Origin of the sequence: Saccharothrix sp. AJ9571 (assembly GCF_021725495.1) — a bacterium.
GTDB classification, from domain to species: Bacteria; Actinomycetota; Actinomycetes; order Mycobacteriales; family Pseudonocardiaceae; genus Amycolatopsis; species Amycolatopsis magusensis.
The window spans coordinates 3,378,435-3,395,494 of record NZ_CP091382.1; the positions used below are offsets into that span (position 1 = coordinate 3,378,435).

At 70.9% G+C, this 17,060-nt stretch carries 16 protein-coding genes and 1 tRNA gene; 12 read left to right on the plus strand and 5 right to left on the minus strand.

The window, feature by feature from the left end:
- Positions 1–75: 75 nt before the first annotated feature.
- Complete coding sequence (locus tag L3Q67_RS15290) at positions 76–420, minus strand: FmdB family zinc ribbon protein (protein WP_499190127.1); 345 nt, start codon at positions 418–420, stop codon at positions 76–78.
- A gap of 127 nt (positions 421–547) precedes the next feature.
- Here L3Q67_RS15290 and L3Q67_RS15295 point away from each other — a divergent pair, with 127 nt between their 5' ends.
- Entirely contained in the window at positions 548–928 is a 381-nt protein-coding gene (locus L3Q67_RS15295; RefSeq protein WP_499190128.1) for a VOC family protein, read from the plus strand.
- Here L3Q67_RS15295 and L3Q67_RS15300 read toward each other — a convergent pair.
- The gene (locus L3Q67_RS15300) at positions 903–1,514 is read right to left on the minus strand and encodes a 5-formyltetrahydrofolate cyclo-ligase (protein WP_499190129.1); all 612 of its coding nucleotides are present in this window, start codon (positions 1,512–1,514) and stop codon (positions 903–905) included. The two genes, L3Q67_RS15295 and L3Q67_RS15300, sit on opposite strands and share 26 nt — an antisense overlap.
- A gap of 24 nt (positions 1,515–1,538) precedes the next feature.
- Between L3Q67_RS15300 and L3Q67_RS15305 the strand changes: the two genes are divergently transcribed.
- The 6 genes from L3Q67_RS15305 (at position 1,539) to L3Q67_RS15330 (ending at position 8,096) form a co-directional block, all read left to right on the plus strand.
- Positions 1,539–2,444 carry a UTP--glucose-1-phosphate uridylyltransferase gene (locus L3Q67_RS15305; RefSeq protein ID WP_499190130.1) on the plus strand — a complete coding sequence of 302 codons (906 nt, stop codon included), beginning with the start codon at positions 1,539–1,541 and terminating at the stop codon, positions 2,442–2,444.
- Positions 2,441–3,748, plus strand: a complete 1,308-nt coding sequence (gene glp / locus L3Q67_RS15310; protein WP_499190131.1) for a molybdopterin molybdotransferase MoeA — start codon at positions 2,441–2,443, stop codon at positions 3,746–3,748. Before L3Q67_RS15305 ends, glp begins: the two co-directional genes overlap by 4 nt.
- The gene (locus L3Q67_RS15315) at positions 3,745–4,410 is read left to right on the plus strand and encodes a GNAT family N-acetyltransferase (RefSeq protein WP_499191543.1); all 666 of its coding nucleotides are present in this window, start codon (positions 3,745–3,747) and stop codon (positions 4,408–4,410) included. The genes glp and L3Q67_RS15315 overlap by 4 nt, the downstream gene beginning before the upstream one ends.
- A 152-nt stretch (positions 4,411–4,562) precedes the next feature.
- Positions 4,563–5,363, plus strand: a complete 801-nt coding sequence (gene sepX, locus L3Q67_RS15320; protein WP_499190132.1) for a divisome protein SepX/GlpR — start codon at positions 4,563–4,565, stop codon at positions 5,361–5,363.
- Positions 5,364–5,414: 51 nt separating this feature from the next.
- Positions 5,415–5,487: transfer RNA gene (locus tag L3Q67_RS15325), tRNA-Ala, on the plus strand.
- 272 nt (positions 5,488–5,759) lie between these two features.
- Positions 5,760–8,096, plus strand: a complete 2,337-nt coding sequence (locus L3Q67_RS15330; RefSeq protein WP_499190133.1) for a helicase-associated domain-containing protein — start codon at positions 5,760–5,762, stop codon at positions 8,094–8,096.
- 10 nt (positions 8,097–8,106) lie between these two features.
- On the opposite strand, the gene L3Q67_RS15335 is transcribed toward L3Q67_RS15330, so the two are convergent.
- Entirely contained in the window at positions 8,107–11,235 is a 3,129-nt protein-coding gene (locus tag L3Q67_RS15335; RefSeq protein ID WP_499190134.1) for an ATP-binding protein, read from the minus strand.
- 105 nt (positions 11,236–11,340) lie between these two features.
- Between L3Q67_RS15335 and L3Q67_RS15340 the strand changes: the two genes are divergently transcribed.
- On the plus strand, positions 11,341–12,567 hold the full coding sequence (locus tag L3Q67_RS15340; RefSeq protein ID WP_499190135.1) for a cytochrome P450: 1,227 nt from the start codon (positions 11,341–11,343) through the stop codon (positions 12,565–12,567).
- Between the two features lie 11 nt (positions 12,568–12,578).
- Here L3Q67_RS15340 and L3Q67_RS15345 read toward each other — a convergent pair whose 3' ends face one another.
- Entirely contained in the window at positions 12,579–13,373 is a 795-nt protein-coding gene (locus L3Q67_RS15345; protein WP_499190136.1) for a nuclear transport factor 2 family protein, read from the minus strand.
- Positions 13,374–13,402: 29 nt separating this feature from the next.
- Complete coding sequence (locus L3Q67_RS15350) at positions 13,403–14,026, minus strand: NAD(P)-dependent oxidoreductase (protein ID WP_499190137.1); 624 nt, start codon at positions 14,024–14,026, stop codon at positions 13,403–13,405.
- Positions 14,027–14,112: 86 nt separating this feature from the next.
- Between L3Q67_RS15350 and L3Q67_RS15355 the strand changes: the two genes are divergently transcribed.
- The 4 genes from L3Q67_RS15355 to L3Q67_RS15370 are packed head-to-tail and all read left to right on the plus strand — an operon-like array spanning position 14,113 to position 17,020.
- Positions 14,113–14,733: a TetR/AcrR family transcriptional regulator gene (locus L3Q67_RS15355; RefSeq protein ID WP_499190138.1), complete on the plus strand. Its 621-nt coding sequence runs from the start codon at positions 14,113–14,115 to the stop codon at positions 14,731–14,733.
- Positions 14,734–14,743: 10 nt separating this feature from the next.
- Entirely contained in the window at positions 14,744–15,283 is a 540-nt protein-coding gene (locus L3Q67_RS15360) for a dihydrofolate reductase family protein (protein WP_499190139.1), read from the plus strand.
- Between the two features lie 4 nt (positions 15,284–15,287).
- Entirely contained in the window at positions 15,288–16,352 is a 1,065-nt protein-coding gene (locus L3Q67_RS15365; RefSeq protein WP_499190140.1) for a sensor histidine kinase, read from the plus strand.
- A complete protein-coding gene (locus tag L3Q67_RS15370) occupies positions 16,349–17,020 on the plus strand; it encodes a transcriptional regulator (RefSeq protein WP_499190141.1) in 672 nt (223 codons plus the stop codon). The genes L3Q67_RS15365 and L3Q67_RS15370 overlap by 4 nt, the downstream gene beginning before the upstream one ends.
- The last annotated feature ends 40 nt before the right edge of the window (positions 17,021–17,060 follow it).

Genomic DNA, 17,060 nt, shown 5'->3' on the forward strand with positions numbered 1-17,060 from the left:
GGCGCGGGGGTGGGGTGAGCGAGGTGATCAGGCGGGGCCTGTGGACAAGCGGTCGCCTGTGGACAACTCGGTGGCTCAGGAAGCGGCGGCGGTCTTCGTCGTGGTACTGCTGGAAGAAGACGAGGACGAAGACGACGCCGAGGAGGTGGTCGAAGAGGAAGCAGACGAGTCGCTCTTGCTCGAACTCGAGTCGCTCTTGGCCGCGGTTTCAGCCGGCTTCGAGGACGCACCGGACTTCGAGTCGGAACGCGAGTCGTTGCGGTAGAAACCGCTCCCCTTGAAGATCACGCCGACGGCACCGTAAAGCTTGCGCAGCGGACCGGTGCACTGTGGGCACTCGGTCAGGCTGTCGTCGGAAAACGACTGGACCGCTTCGAAACGGTGGTCGCACTCCTTGCAGGCGTACTGGTACGTGGGCACAGCTGCTCCTTCGGACATTGGCACTCTGGGCTCAAGAGTGCTAACCCTAATTGTGCGTCAGATCATTCCCCCAGTGCAAACCAGTGTTCGTCACACCGCTCTGACCTGGTCGAAGTAGCCTGCCACGATGGCATGCAGGATCAGTGAACTCGTGCTCGACGCCCACGACCCCGCCCGGCTGGCCGCTTTCTGGTGCGAGGTGCTCGGTTACGTCGAACTGGGCCGCGAGGGTGACGACATCGAGATCGGGCCGCCGGACACCGGTTTCGGCGGGCCGCAGCCGACGCTGGTACTCAACGCCTCGACCGACCCGAAGCCCGCCAAGCTGGGCCTGCACATCGACGTGAGCCCGACCGACCGCGACCAGGAAGCCGAGCTCGCCCGCCTGCTCGCGGCCGGGGCCACCCACGCCGACTGCGGGCAGACCGGCGAGGAGAGCTGGTACGTGCTCGCCGACCCGGAGGGCAACGTGTTCTGCCTGCTCAAGAAGCAGATCCCGGCGGTGTGAGGGGAAGGCGGACGAGGCCGCGTCCGGGCAGCAGGACGCCGCTCATCAGGGCGTCGTGCGCTTCGGCGGGCAGCCGCGGCACCAGTTCCTCGTCACGCACGATCGCCACCAGGTCGGCGCGCGAAGTGGCTCCGAGCGAACGGTCGTAGAACCCGGCGCCCCGGCCCAGCCGGACGCCGTGGTGATCGACGGCGAGCGCGGGCACCAGGACCAGTTCGGCCAGCTCGACGGCCGACTCGCCCAGCCGGTCGCCGGTGGGTTCCAGCACGCCCCGGAACCGGCCCGGTGCCAGCGAAGACGAGCCGGTGTACTCGGCCCAGTCCAGTGGTCCGGGAGCGGGCGGCACCACCGGCAGCAGCACCCGTGAACCCGCGGCGAGGAGCACGTCCAGCAGCGCGAGCGAACCCGGCTCCGAACCGAACGGTACGTAGCCGCACACGGTCGTCGCGCGAGGCAGTTCGGCGACGTGCCGGGCCAGCGCGCCCGCCTCGGCCACCCGGCGCGCGATCGGCACGGCCGACCTCGCTCCGGTCAACAGTTCGCGCCACTCCGCCTTGCTCAGGTGCTCATTGCCCGCCGTCCGCACCAGCTCAGGTTAGGCTTTGCGCCCATGACGGGCGCCGAAATCACGCAGACGTTCCGAACCGCCATCGTGCCTGCCGCCGGGCTGGGCACTCGATTCCTGCCGGCCACCAAGGCCGTGCCGAAAGAGCTGCTGCCGGTGGTCAACCGGCCGGGCATCGAGCTGGTCGCCGAAGAGGCCGCCGAAGCCGGGGCGCAGCGCCTGGTGATCGTCACCTCACCGGGCAAGGAGTCGGTGGTCGACTACTTCCGGCCCGCCCCCGAACTCGAGGAAACCCTGTCCGCCAAGGGCAAGACCGACCTGCTGGAGAAGATCCGCCGCGCTCCCGCCCTGCTCGAAGTCGACGTCGCCATCCAGAAGCAGGCGCTGGGCCTCGGCCACGCCGTCGCGCAGGCCGAGCCGAACCTGACCGACGAGGACGAAGCCGTCGCCGTGCTGCTGCCGGACGACCTCGTGCTGCCGACCGGCGTGCTCTCCCGGATGGCCGCGGTGCGGGCGAAGGAGGGCGGCAGCGTGCTCTGCGCCTTCGACATCCCGCGCGAGCAGATCTCCCCCTATGGGGTGTTCGACGTGACCGACACGGAGGACCCCGATGTGAAGCGCGTGCACGGCATGGTGGAGAAGCCGAAGCCGGAGGACGCGCCGTCCACCTACGCCGCGGCCGGGCGATATCTGCTGGACAGGGCCATTTTCGACGCGCTGCGCCGGATCACCCCCGGGTCCGGCGGGGAGCTCCAGCTGACCGACGCGGTGGCCCTGCTGATCGCCGAGGGGCACCCGGTTCATGTGGTGGTCCACCGCGGCGGCAGGCACGATCTCGGGAACCCCGGCGGTTTCCTGCGGGCAGCCGTCGACTTCGCGCTCGACGACCCCGAGTACGGGCCGTCGCTGCGCACCTGGTTGACCGAACGAATCGAGAACGCGAGCCGATGACCGCCCCAGACGCGCCTGACGTCCCCGACGCGCCGAAACCCGCCGCGCCAGCGGAGGGTGTCGCGGAGGAACTCGCCGAGTTCCGCTCCGTCGACGCCCAGATCGCCCTCGCACTGGAAGCCGCGGTACGCCCGCGGCCGGTGCGCGTGGCGATTTCGGAGGCGCAGGGACTGTTGTGCGCCGAGGAGGTCGTGGCCGAGCACGCGCTGCCCGGCTTCGACCAGGCGGCCGTCGACGGGTACGCGGTGCGCAGCGTGGACGTGCGCACGGCCGGCCAGGAACCGGTGCAGCTGCCGGTGGTCGGCGAGATCCCGGCCGGCTCGAGACAGCCGCGCCGGTTGCAGCCGGGCCAGGCCGTGCGCGTGGCGACCGGCGCACCGCTGCCCACGCTCGCCGACGCCGTGGTGCCCACCGCCTACACCGATGGGCACCACGCGAAGGTGACCGTGCACAAGTCGGTGCCGTCGGCCGGGTACGTCCGGCGGACCGGCGAGGACGTGCAGATCGGCGACGTCGCGGTGCGCCAGGGCGACACCATCGGCTCGGCGCAGGTCGGCCTGCTCGCCGCGGTCGGCAAGGCGAAGGTGCTGGTCTACCCGCGGCCGCGGGTGTCCATTGTGTCCGTCGGGGACGAACTGGTGGACATCGACCGCACGCCGTCGGTCGGGCAGGTCTACGACGTGAACTCCTACGCGCTGGCCGCCGCCGCCCGCGACGCCGGAGCCGAGGTGAGCCGCGTCGGGATCGTGGCGAGCGACCCGAAGCGGCTGCGCGAGGTGGTCGAAGGCAGGCTGCTGATGTCCGAAGTGGTCGTGGTGGCCGGTGGCGCGGGTGGCAGTTCCGGCGACGAGGTGCACGCGGCGCTGGCCGAGCTGGGCAGCATCGACCTGACGCGGGTGGCCATGCACCCCGGCTCGGTGCAGGGTTTCGGCAGGCTTGGCCCGGACGCGGTGCCGACGTTCCTGATCCCCGGCAACCCGATGAGCGCGCTGGTGGTCTTCGAGGTGCTGGTGCGCCCGCTGATCCGCGCGGCACGCGGCACGCGGAACCCGCACCGCCGCGTGGTCGGCGCGCGGCTGCTGTCGCCGATCACCTCCACCAAGGGGCGGAAGGGTTTCCTGCGCGGGCAGCTGCTGCGGGACGAGGCCAACGGCGAGTACCTGGTGCAGCCGCTCGGCACCTCCGGCGCGCACCTGCTGGCCTCACTGGCGGAGGCGAACTGCCTGATCAACATCGACGAGGACCTCACCGAAGTGGCCGCCGGCGACGAGGTGAAGGTGACCTTCCTGGCGCAGCGCGGCTGACCGGGGTGTCGCAGCTCTACGGCGTCGAAGGCCGGCATCCCGGGTGGCCGGCGAAGCTCGGTCCCCTCCGGGTGCCCGCGGGTGTGGTCGTGGTGCGGCCGGTGCGGTTGCGCGACGGTGGCGAGTGGAGCCGCACGCGGTTGCGGGATCGCGAGCACCTCGAGGAGTGGGAGCCCAGCGGCACCGGGACCTGGGCGGAGCGGAACTCGGTCTGGTCGTGGCCGCCGCAGTGGTCCGCGCTGCGCTCGCTGGCCCGGCGCGGGCAGTGCCTGCCGTTCACGATCACCGTGGACGGCCGCTTCGCCGGGCAGATCACCGTGGGGAATGTGATCAGAGCCTCGCTGCGGTCCGCGTGGGTCGGGTACTGGGTGTCCACTTCGGCTGTCCGGGGCGGCGTCGCGACGGCGGCCGTGGCGCTGGTGGTGGACCACGCCTTCGGGGTGTCCGGGCTGCACCGCATCGAGGCCACCGTGCGGCCGGAGAACACCGCGAGCGTCCGGGTGCTGACCAAGGCGGGATTCCGGCAGGAGGGCCTGCTCCAGCGTTACCTCGACGTGGCCGGGGACTGGCGCGACCACCTGCTCTTCGGCCTGACCGCGGAAGAAGCAGGCCCGGGGCTCACCGCTCGGCTGATCGCGGCCGGGCTCGCTGACTACGAGTGAGCTGGTCGAGGGGCCTTTACCACATCAAACCGTTTTCACCTAATTCGGTGACAAGTTCCGGAATAAGAACCGGCGAGCCTTCCGGCGATCTGTTACTCCTGTGACTAACGTGACGAACGAAGGAGAGTTCACGTCGGGGGAGGTGACGGGAGATGCCAAGCTCGTTGATCATCGTCGCGCTGGCCGCGGCATGGCTCGTCGTCCTCGTTCCCATGATCGCGCGCAAGCGCCAGGAGATCGCGCGCACCGCCGACTCCGCGTTGGCCGCCAGGGTCGTGCGGAGCGGGAGCACACGCCACGAGGGGCGAGAGGAGTTCGCGATGTCCGAGACCGGGAAGCGCGACCATGACGCCGACGAGTACGACGAGGTCGACGCCGACCTCGAAGACGAGGTGGACGACCTCGACGACCTCGACGACGTGGAGCCCGCAGGCCGGGACCTGCCGCCGTTGCCGCAGCCGCGCGAGGGCAACCGCCAGTACCGGCCGGGCCGCGGTGGGTACGACCCGGAAGCCGCGGAGATCGCGGCCAGGGCGAAGTACGCCTACCGGCAGCGCGTGGTGGTCATCCTGCTGGTGCTCGCCGTGGTCACCGCCGGGCTGGCCGCGTTCCTGACGCCGCTGGTGTGGTGGGCGCACGGGGCGATCGACCTGGTGCTCGTCGGGTACCTCGCGTACCTGCGCCGGCAGGTGCGGATCGAAAGTGAGATCCGGCAGCGGCGGTTGTCGCGCCTGAGCGCGGGCACGCGGGTCACCCGGCGACCGGCACGCGACGAGGACACGACGGCGGAGCCGGTGGCCCCGCCGCGCCGCGAGGTCCCGGAACGCAAGCCCTCGCCGACCTCACGCCTGCGGCGGCACGCCGTCGTGGTCGACCCGGAGGACGAGGACCCCGCCTTCCACGAACTCGACGACCCAGGTCAGCGATCCTTCCGTCGCGCCGCCGGGGAATAAGACCCCCACCACGAGCGGCGCACAGCCACTGTTATGCTGAACGAGCTTTCAGGGGCTGTAGCGCAGTTGGTAGCGCGTCTCGTTCGCATCGAGAAGGTCAGGGGTTCGATTCCCCTCAGCTCCACAGATGGCAGGCTCGTGCTCGCGGAGAGCGCGAGCCTTTTCTGTTCCGCCGTGTTTTCTGGGGGTGCAACCCCCAGGCCCCGCCCGGCGGGCTCTGCCCCCGGACCCCCGTCGGTGGTCACCTTGTTCGAGTAAGTGCTCGTAAGGGTCCACCCGATAGTTCTTTTTCGACACACACTGCCCGTACGCGTTATCGCGTGCGGGCAGTGTTGTTTCCGCGACAGCGCTGGGGGACGGTGCGGCGGCGCAGTGGGGGTTCGGCACAATGCCGGAATGGCTGCAGGATCGTTCGCCGAGTACCTGGCCGGGTTGGACGAGGTGGCGCTGACCGGGCTGCTGCGGGCGCGACCGGACGTGCGGATCGAACCGGTGCCGCGTGGGTTCGAGCAGTTGGCGCAACGGTTGAGCGCGCCGGAATCGCTGGCCGTGGCGCTGCGGTCGGTCGATCGGGACGCGATCGTGGTGGGGCAGGCGGTGGCCGCGCTGGGTTCGCCTGCCACGGTCGAGTCGGTGGCGCGCCTGGTCGAGGCATCGCCATCGGCTGTGCGCGTCGCGCTGCACGAGTTGTGCGGGCGTGGGCTGGCGTGGCCGGAGGCCGGGACGGTGCACCTGCCGGAGCGGTTGGCCGAGCACTGGGCGGCCGAGATCGGCGGTGGCCGTCCGCTCGCCGCGATCGCGCGGTCGGCGCTGCTCGCGGATCTGCGGACGGTGGCCGACGCGCTGGGTATCGAGACGGCCGGACTGCGTAAAACGGAGTTGGTCGCCCGGCTCGTCGAGGTGGTGTCCGATGTCCGCGCGATGGTCGACGTGGTGCGTGCGCTGCCCGCGCCCGCGCTGGACCGCGTGGACCAGTTGCGCCACGGTTACGGCCTGTACCACCACGGTTATGCCGCGCTTGGCGACGCTAGGAGCGCCGATCGCGTGCTGGCTGCCACGGGCCTGGCGGTGCGCGTGAACAACCGGTGGGAGGTGCCCCGGGAGGTCAGCGTCGCGGCCTGGTTGACGCAGCAGGACCTGCTGGTGACCGGACGGCCACCGATCGCTCCGGCCGCGGTCGAGACGGGGGCGGCACTGGCCACCGCGCAGGCGGCGGTGCAGGACCTGCTCAGCGGGGTCACCGCGCTGCTGGACGAGGCGCGCTCGAATTCGATCGCGGCGTTGAAGAAGGGTGGCGTCGGGCCGCGGGAGCGGTCTCGGCTGGCTTCGCGGCTGACGCTGCCTGCCGACGTGCTGGCGTTGGGGATCGACCTCACGTACGCGGCCGGATTGCTGGGCCGGACGGACGGGGGCTATGCGCCGACCGAACAGTACGAGAGGTGGCGGGAGGAGCCGCCGGCTCACCAATGGGCAGAGCTGGCGACCGCGTGGTTCACCTTGGAGCACGCACCGACCAGCCGTGAGATCCAGGGAGACAAGGAACTACCCCCGCCGTTGCCCTCGGCTTCGGCGGCGGGAGCGCTGCGGCGCGCCCTGCTGCGGGCGGCGCGCCACGGGCTTTCGGTACGGGCCGTCGGTGCGCAGATCGATTGGTTCTTCCCTCTGCACGACTATGAAAGCGCGCAGTTGCAGGACAAAGTGGACGCTGCCGTGCGGGAGGCGGAACTGCTGGGCGTGGTCGCCACCGATGTGCTGACCGACTGCGGTGAGCAGCTGGTGGCTCTTCTCGATGGCGGGCTTGTCGACGCCGAGCCAGGGGATCGGGTCGACGGGCTGGCCGATCGGGTGGCCGGCGTGCTGGTGGAGACGCCGTGCGCGGTGATCCTCCAGTCGGATCTGACCGCGGTGGTGTCCGGCCGGCCGACGGTGGCGGTCGCTCGACTGCTGGGAGCAGCCGCCGTGAGCGAGGCCCGGGGCGCCGCGGAGGTGTGGCGGTTCAGCCCGGCCAGTGTCCGGGCGGCATTCGACGCGGGGTGGACCGCCGAGCGGTTGCGCACCGAACTGGCGGCGGTTTCGGCTCGTCCGCTGCCGCAATCGCTGGAGTACCTGGTCGCGGATGTGGCCCGGCAGCACGGCAAGGTCCGGGTGCGGGGAATGCGCTCGTGTGTGGTGGCGGACGAAACCATGATCACCGAGGTACTGCACACCCGGTCGCTGGCGAAACTGTCGCTGGCGCGGGTGGCGCCGACCGTTTTGTCCAGTCCGTACGAATTGGACGACCTGCTGGCGCGGTTGCGTGCGGCGGGATTCTCTCCGGTTCCCGAGGACGCCACGGGCACGGTGATCGTCGAGCAGCGGCAGGAGCACCGTGCGGCCGCACCCCGCCGCGCACTGGCGCGGACCGCGCCCAGGGCGCGGCTGGGGGCGGCGGAGCTGGCGAAACACCTGCTCGCGGACCCCGGAGGGGAGGACGGCGCCCCGTCGGAGACGTTCGAGCGGCTGGCGCAGCTGGGTTCGGGCCTGACCGACACCGAGCTGATCCTGCTGGCCGATGCGCTCGACCACGAGCGAGATGTGCTGATCACCTACCGGAACAAGACCGGTAACCGGACCGTGCGGGAAATCCAGCCGAATCAACTTTACGGCCGTTGGCTGGTCTCCTGGTGTCATCTGCGTGATGCGCAGCGAGAATTCACGGTGACCAACATCGAGTCGGTCGCGCCCGTGGGCTGATGCCACGGAATCATCCAGCGAGCGTGACCGCGGCCAGCTCCCGCCAGTCCGCTTCCGCCCCCTCTCGCGTGGCCTCGGTGAACCGCGCATCACCGAGGTCGCGCCGCGCGGCCTGCTCGATCCTCGCCGAGTCCGGCTGCGAACGGTCTGGTAGGCCCCGCACGCTGTGGGCCGCCGCGAGTAGCCGGGTGGCTTGCTCGTGCTGCCGCTCCCGCAGGGCCAGGTCCGCGATTCCGACGAGGACCTGGGCCAGGAGCGGCGCGTAGCCCGCCTCGGAAGCCACCTCCAGGCCCGCGGCGTGGTGTGCGCGGGCTTCGTCGAGATCCTCGGCGAGGTAGCCCCGCAGGTTCTGGAGCACCGCGCGGACGTTCGTCCGCTCGGCATCCTCGCCCAGCATGGTGGTGGCCACGTCGAGTTGCCGGTGCGCCTGTCCGGTGTCACCGCGCCAGCGCGCGAGCTCCGCTTTCGCCAGCGCCAGTTCGGCCAGCGGGCTCGGCCAGACAACCCGTTCCGCGGCCCGCTGCGCTTCGGCCATCGCGGCCGCGGCGGCGGGCCCGTCACCCCGTAGGCAGTGCAACAGGGCCTGCTGTGCCCGGATCCGCACGATGTCTTCGATGGCACCGATCTCGGTGACGACCACGACCGCCTGTTCGTAGTACTCGTGCGCGCCCGCGAAATCACCGCGGACAGCGGTCCGGGTCGCCAGTTCGGCGAGGGCGAACGAGATGCCCCACCGCTCACCGAGCGCGCGGAACTCTTCGAGCGCCGCTTCGAAGTAGTCGTCAGCCTCCCGGCCCTCGTGCCCGATCGCCACCCGCACCTTGCCGAGGTGAAGCCGGGCCAGGGCGCGCACCCAGGGGTCCGCGTCGCCGAGCAGCGGCTCGAACGCCGAAGCGGCCGTCTCCGGTGCCTGCACCATGCGCTCCAGCGGACCGGTGAACGTCAGTGCCGGGTGCTTGCCCCGCGCCCGCTTGCCGCTCTCGTAGGCCTGGTGGATCCACTTCGCCGCCTGGTGCTGGTCACCCAGCCCGGAGGTCATGAAGGTGACGATGAACGCGTACACCACGGCACGGCTCTCGTCGTCCACTTCGCCGGGCAGGGCGACGGCCGCCATGATCAGCTCGTTGCCCTCGACCTTGCGTCCGCCGAGCCACCAGTACCACCCGGCGGCAGCGGCGAGCCGCATCGCCCCACGGGCCTCGCCTGCCGCGATCGCGTTGCGCATCGCGGCGGTGATGTTGTCGTGCTCCGCTTCGAGCGCGGCAAGCCAGTCCAGCTGCTCGGCGCGGCGGAGGTGCGGGTCCGCGGTTTCGGTGAGTTCGGTGAAGCAGGCGAGATGGGCGCGGCGCGCGAGGTCCGCCTCCCACGCCTCCGCGAGCCGGTGCCCGGCGTATTCCCTGATCATGCCGAGGATCCGGTAGCGCGGCGCCCCGTCGCCTTCGATGACCACCAGCGACTTCTCGGCGAGCGCGGTCAGGAGTTCGAGCACCTGCCCCGCCTCGACCGTGTCGCCCGCGCAGACCCGTTCGGCCGCTTCCAGGCTCGCCCCGCCCGCGAACACCGAGAGCCTGCGCAGCACCACCCGTTCGGCGTCGGAGAGCAGTTCCCAGCTCCAGTCGATCACCGCGCGCAGCGTCCGGTGCCGCGGCAGGGCGGTGCGGCTGCCGCCGGTCAGCAGGCGGAACCGGTCGTCGAGCCGGTTGGCGAGCTGGTCGGGGGACATGGTGCGCAACCGGGCCGCGGCGAGTTCGATGGCCAGCGGCATGCCGTCCAGCGCCCGGCAGATGCGTGCCATGGTCGACCAGCCGCCGGCGTCGATCGCGAGGTCGCTGCGTACCGCGCCGGCGCGCTCCCGCAGCAGCCGGACGGCCGGGGAGGACTCGATTTCGGCGGGGCCGGCGTCCTCCGCGGGCAGGACCAGCGGCGCGACCGGCCACAGCGCCTCACCGAAGATGGCGAGCGGTTCCCGGCTCGTCGCGAGGATCCGCAGTCGCCGGCATTCCCCCAGGACCCGGTGGGCGAACGCGGCCGCGGATTCGATCACGTGCTCGCAGTTGTCCAGGATCAGCACCATCGACCGGTCGCGGACCGCGGCGACGAACCGTTCCACCGGTTCCGCGTCCGGGGCCCCGCTGAGCAGCGCGTCCCGCAGGCCGAGCGCGGCGAGCGCCGACTGCGCCACGTCACCGTCCACACCGAGCGGTGCGAGTTCCACCAGCCAGGCGCCGTCCGGCAGGACGCCGAGCAGCGTGCGCGCGGTTTCCGTGGCCAGCCTGGTCTTTCCCGAACCGCCGGGACCGACCAGGGTGGTGAGGCGGTGCTCGGCGACGAGTTCGACGACCGCGGCGACATCGGCGTCCTTGCCGACGTAGCTGGTCAGTTCGGCGCGCAGGTTGGTCTTCCGGACCTCCGCCTGCCGTCCCAGCTCGCCCCGCAACAACGCGACGTGCAACGCGGACAGCTCCGGTGAGGGGTCGACGCCGAGTGTCTCGGCCAGGATTTCCCGCGTGCGCTGGTACACGAGCAGCGCCTCGGATTCGCGGCCGCTCGCGACGAGTGCCCGCATCAACGCGGCGACCAGCCGTTCCCGCACCGGGTTCGCGGCCACGAGGTCGGTCAGTTCGGTGACCAGCTTCGCGCCGTGGCCGAGGCCGATCTCCGCGTCGTACCGGTCCTCCAGCGCGGTCAGGCGCAGCCCTTCGAGCCGTGTGACCGCCACGTCGAACGTCGCGCTTTCCTGCAGGCCGACGTCCTGCATGGCCGCACCGCGCCACAACGCGAGGGCTTCGCGCAACCGCCGTGGGTCATCGTCTTCGCGGGCCCGGCCGATGAGGCGCTCGAACCGCACGGCGTCGACGGCGTCGGGCTCCACCGCCAGCCGGTAGCCGTTCGGCCGGCCGTCGATCGAGCCTTCCGGCAGCACCTTCCGCAGCCGGGAAACCAGGCGCTGCAACGCATTCGCGGCGTCGGCGGGTGGGTGCTCACCCCAGATCCAGTCGACGAGCGCCGCCTTCGGGACCACCTGACCCGGGTCGAGCGCGAGGGCGGCCAGCAGCCCGCGCAGCCGGGCGCCCGGTACGTCGGCGAGGGTGCCGTCAGCCGTGCGCACCTCGAAAGAACCCAGCAACCCGATCTGCACCTGGCCGATCTTGCCACGGCCGGGACCGTGTCAGTGCCGTGTCAGGTCCATGGCGGGACTCGTCGGCCATCGTGGTGGCACCAAACCACCACGAGAGGAATCCCGATGAGCCGGACGGTCTCCGTTCCCCACGGTCTCCCCATGGACCGCGACGCGGGCCCCTTCGACCCGCCCAGCGCGCTCACGGAGCTGCGCGAGGCCCGCCCGGTCAGCCCGATGATCTTCCCCGACGGTCACGAAGGCTGGCTCGTCACCGGTTACGAGGCGGTCCGCCAGCTGATGGCCGACACCCGGTTCAGCTCCCGGCAGGACCTCGGCATCATGCACGTGCCGTACGAGACGCCGGGCATTCCGGCCGCCACCGAGCCGTCGCCGCCGATGCCCGGTCTGTTCATCGCCATGGACCCGCCGGAGCACGGCAGGCTGCGGCGCAGGCTCACCGGCGCCTTCACGGTGAAGCGCATGAAGCGGCTCGAAGAGCAGATCATCGAGATCACCGAGCGGCAGCTGGACGAGCTGGCGCGCCTGGCGCCGCCGGTCGACCTGGTCAAGGAGTTCGCGCTGCCGGTGCCGTCGCTGGTGATCTGCGAACTGCTCGGCGTGCCCTACGAAGACCGGGAGACCTTCCAGGTCAACTCCGCCCAGTTCATGGTCAAGGACCAGACGCTGGAGGAGAAGATGGGTGCGCTGGTCGCGATCAACACCTACCTCGCCGAGCTGGTCACCCGCAAGCGCGCCGAGCCCGGCGAGGACATCCTGTCGGACCTGGCCCGCCACGAGGACCTGACCATCGAGGAACTGGTCGGGGCCGCCTTCCTGCTGCTGCTCGCGGGCCACGAAACCACCGCGAACATGCTGTCGCTGGGCACTTTCGCGCTCCTGGAGCACCCGGAGCAGCTGGCCGAGCTGCGGGCCGACCCGGCGCTGGTGCCGGATGCCGTCGAGGAGCTCATGCGGTACCTGTCCGTGGCCGACATCTTCTACCGCTACGCCTCGGAGGACCTCGAACTCGGCGGCGAGACGATTCCCGAAGGCTCGACCGTGGTCGTCTCGCTCCTGGCCGCCAACCGTGACCCCGAGCGCTTCGAGAATCCGGACACCCTGGTGTTCGGGCGCAAGGCCCGCGGGCACCTGTCCTTCGGCCACGGCATCCACCAGTGCCTCGGGCAGCAGCTGGCTCGCATCGAGATGCGCGCGGGTTTCGAAGGACTGGTGCGCCGCTTCCCGGACCTCGCACTCGCCGTTCCCGCCGGCGAGGTGAAGCTGCGGACCGACATGAACATCTACGGCGTCCACGAACTGCCGGTCACCTGGACGAAAACGGCCGGGTAACGCGGCTTTCCTCAGGAGCCGGTCACGGCCTGGCCGGTGGCGGGGTCGTAGGGGAAGGAGACGTGCTGGTGGATCATCCGCCACCGGTCGTGGCGCCGCTGGAAGATCCGCGTGCCCCGTGAGCGGGTCTCGGTGAAGGTGCCGTCCGGGAGTTCGGCGCGCATGTGGTTGAGGCCCCAGGCCACGGCGATGTCATCCCGGGCCAGTATCTGCAGGTCGGGGACGTGCCATTCGACGGCACCGGTGCTCTGCCCGAGACCCGCCCGGCAGGCTTCCCGGACGGCGGCGATGCCGATGACCTGCAGGGGCGCCTCGTGTTCGTAGGAAACGATGTCCTCGGCGATGTGGGACATCAGGCCGTCTAGATCCTTAAGGGAGGTGCCCTCGAACCACTCCTCGTGGATCTCGCGAACGCGGGACTCGCCGTCGGTCGCCAGCGGGAACGAGTGGTGTTCGTGGGCGATCAGCCAGCGGCCGGATTCCTTGCGCAGCCCGAAGGTCAGGCGCAGGCGCTGATCCCCGAGGTCGGCGGGCATGCCGCAGCGCAGCAAGGCGAAGGCGTAGGCCACGTCTTCGCCGGCGGTGATCTCCAGCGACTCGATCTCGAAGATCGCGCCGTTCGCCTGCCAGTCGAAGAAGGCGGGCCAGGTTTCCCGGTAGGCGGCGATGCCGCGCACGCCCTGCTGCGGCTGCGGCACGTCGAACATCACCACGTCGTCGGCGTGCCCGGCTAGCACGCCGTCCAGGTCGCACTGGTGCACCGCGGTCGCCCACTGCTCGATGAGGGTACGAATTTGTTCGCTCATACCCCTGTAACCCGGCGAACCGGCGGAACTCATCGCGCGACGGTGAGAATCTTCCCGCAGGTGTCCTCGGCGGGCAGCGCGCGCAGGATGGCGTGCGCGAGGTTCGCCCGTGAGATCACGAAACCACGCCGTACCCCGTCGTCGACAGCGGTCCGGTAGTCACCGCGCGGGCCTTCGGTGAGCCGTGGCGGGCGGATGATCGTCCAGTCCAGGACACTCGCGCGGATCAACTCTTCCATCCGGGTCATGTCGGCGAACGGGTGCCGCAGTGCCCGCTGGACGATCGGCTTCACCAGCACCTTGGTCAGCGGGTCGTCGCCGTCGGTGGCCAGGCCGGAGGCACTGACCACCACCAGCCGCCGGGTGCCCGCGGCGGTCATCGCGCGCAGGATGCTCGCCGTGCCTTCGGCGCAGATGGTGGTGGGGCCGCGGCCGTTCCTGGTGCCCAGTGCCGAGATCACGCCGTCGGCACCGGCGACCGCCGGTTCGATCGCGGCCGGGTCGAGCGTGTCGGCTTCGACGACGGTCAGGTCGGTTCTGTCCAGCTTCGACGGGTCTCTGACCACGGCGGTGACCTGGTGCCCGGCCGCGCACGCCTGCTCGACGACGTGCTTGCCGGTGGCGCCGGTGGCCCCGAAGACGGTGAGTTTCATCTGCCCTCCAGGTTGGTGAGTGCTTACTAACCTCTATAGTGGGTGAGCACTCACCAACGTGTCAACCGGGTCCATCAGGAGGCGCTTTGAGCACGCGCGACCGCATCCTCGACGCCGCCGCGCAGGTGATGCGCAGCCACGGCCTGGCCAAGGCGACCACCAAGGAGATCGCGAAGGCGGCCGGGTTCTCCGAAGCCGCGCTGTACAAGCACTTCCGCGACAAGACCGACATGTTCCTCGCGGTGCTCGAAGAACGGATGCCCAGCGGCCTGGCCACGCTGATGGCCGGGTTGCAGAAGCGCGTCGGCGAAGATCCGGTCGAGGACGTGCTGGTCGAATTCGCCCACGCCGCGATCGCCTTCTACGGGCAGACCTTCCCGATCGCGGCCTCGCTGTTCTCCGATCCGCACCTGCTCACCGCGCACCGCGAGGTGGTGCACGACCGCGGCAAGGGCCCGCGCCACGTCGGCGACCTGCTCACCGCCTACCTCGAAGCCGAGCAGCGCGGCGGCCGGATCAGCCAGGAGGCCGATCCGCGCGCGACCGCGGACCTGCTGCTCGGCGCCTGCCTGCAACACGGTTTCCTGAGCAACTTCGACCAGCGGTACGACGACGAACCCACTCGGCGGAAGCTCGCCGAGACCTGGGTGCGCACCCTGCTCGAGGGGTCGGTGGCTTCTCGAGCGCGCGTAGAGCCACGTCCGTGACCCTTCCTGCATGCGAAAGATTGTTGCGAGCCTCTTCATCTCGCTGGACGGCGTGGTCGAGGCCCCCGAAACCTGGCAGGGACCGTTCTTCGACGACCGGATGGGGGAGGTCACCGGCGCCCGGTTCGCCGAGGCCGGCGCGCTCCTGCTCGGCCGCAAGACCTACGAGATCTTTGCCTCCCACTGGCCGAACGAGACCGAGGACGCGCTGGCCGGCGTGCTGAACAGCGTGCCGAAGCTGGTCCTGTCCACCACGCTGGCCTCGGCCGACTGGACGCCGTCGACCGTGCTCAACGAGGACGCGGCGGCGAAGCTGGCCGAAGAGAAGGCCGGCGACGGCGGCGACATCCTGGTTTCCGGCAGCGTCAGCGTGGTCCGCTGGCTGCTCGCCGAGGGCCTGCTCGACGAGCTGGAACTGCTGGTCCACCCGACCGTGCTGGGCAAGGGCGAGCGCCTGTTCGACGACACCCAGGTCAACTTCGAGGTGGCCGAGACCGAGCAGTTCCCCGGCGGGGCGGTCCGCATCATCTACCGCCCGGTGGTTCGATGACCGGGTGAACCGGTGGTGGCCGAAGGGCCCGGCGGGCGACGTGGTGTCGGCCGGGCTCGTGCTGGCGCTCGTGCTGACCTACACCCTCGCGCAGGACGTGCCGCCGGGGCCGTGGGGCCTGGCGCTGATCGTGCTGAGCTGCGGGGTGCTGGCGGTGCGCCGCCGCTACCCGGTGCCGGTCGCGGTGGCCACCATGCTCGGCGTCGGGCTGTACTACCCGCTGATCGGCGCGGGCAGTCCCGTGCTGCTGACGTTGATGATCGCGCTGTACACGCTGTCGGCGCAGGGGTACCTGCGTGCCGCCGCGGTGGTCGCCGGGATCACCGTCGCGGCCACGCTGGCCGGTGAGCTGGCGAGCGTCACCCGGCACGTCGACGACGTCGCGATGGTCATGCTGCTCGGCTGGATCGTCGCCGTGCTCGCGCTCGGCAGGCTCAAGCGGCAGGTCGAACTCGGCCGCGAGGAAGAGGCCCGTCGCCGCGCCACCGAGGAGCGGCTGCGCATCGCGCGTGAACTGCACGACGCGCTCGGGCACCACCTGTCGCTGATCACCGTCCAGGCCGGGGCGGCGCTGCACGCGAACGATCCCGGGCAGTCGACCGGCGCGCTGACCGCGATCAAGCAGGCGGGCCAGGAAGCCCTGCGGGAGTTGCGATCCACGCTGGACGTGCTCCGGACGCCGGTGGACTCCGCGCCGGGGCTCGACCGGCTCGACGAGTTGTTCGGGCACGCGCGAGCGATGGGCCTGGCGGTGACCGCCGAACTGGACGAGCCGCGCCCGGTGCCGCCGGAGATCGGCCTCGCAGCCTACCGCATCGTGCAGGAAGCGCTGACCAACGCGATCCGCCACTCCGGCGCGAGTACGGTCGTGGTGCGGGTCCGGTACGGCGACGATGGTGAGCTGCGCGTGGAGATCGAGGACAACGGGTCCGGCGGGCCGGTCACGCCCGGCCACGGCCTTCGCGGGATGCGCGAGCGGGTGCGGGCCGCGGGCGGCGAGCTGACCATGCCCGCGCGGGACACCGGGCTGGCCGTGCACGCCCGGCTGCCGATCGGCGGGCGGCGGTGATCCGGGTTCTGCTGGCCGACGACCAGAACCTGGTCCGCGCCGGGTTCAAGTCCATTTTGGACGGCGAGGCCGACATCACCGTGGTGGGCGAGGCGGCCGACGGGGAAGCGGTGCTGAGCCTGGCCGCGGAACTGCGGCCGGACGTGGTGCTGATGGACATCCGGATGCCCCGCCTGGACGGCTTGGCGGCCACCCGGCGGATCCTCGGCGACCCCCGGCTGGCCGGGGTCAAGGTGATCATCCTGACCACCTTCGACCTCGACGAGTACGTCTACGGCGCGTTGCGCGCGGGCGCCAGCGGATTCCTGGTCAAGGACACCGAACCGACCGAGCTGATCCACGGCGTGCGGGTGGTCGCGCGCGGGGACGCGCTCCTCGCGCCCTCGGTCACCCGGCGGCTGATCGCCGAGTTCGCCCACCGGGTCACCCGCCCGGAACCGAGCCCGCGGCTGAACTCGCTGACCGAGCGCGAACGCGAGGTGATGACCCTGGTCGCGGCCGGGCTGTCGAACGACGAGATCGCCCGGCGGCTGGTGCTCAGCCCGGCCACCGCCAAGACCCACGTCAGCCGGATCATGACCAAAGTGGACGCTCGCGACCGCGCGCAACTGGTGGTCCTCGCTTATGAGGCGGCGATGGTGACACCCCGGTGGGCACAACCCGGGTAGTACGGGATCGCCCGTAGGGAACAACTCCGGTGGTAGGGCG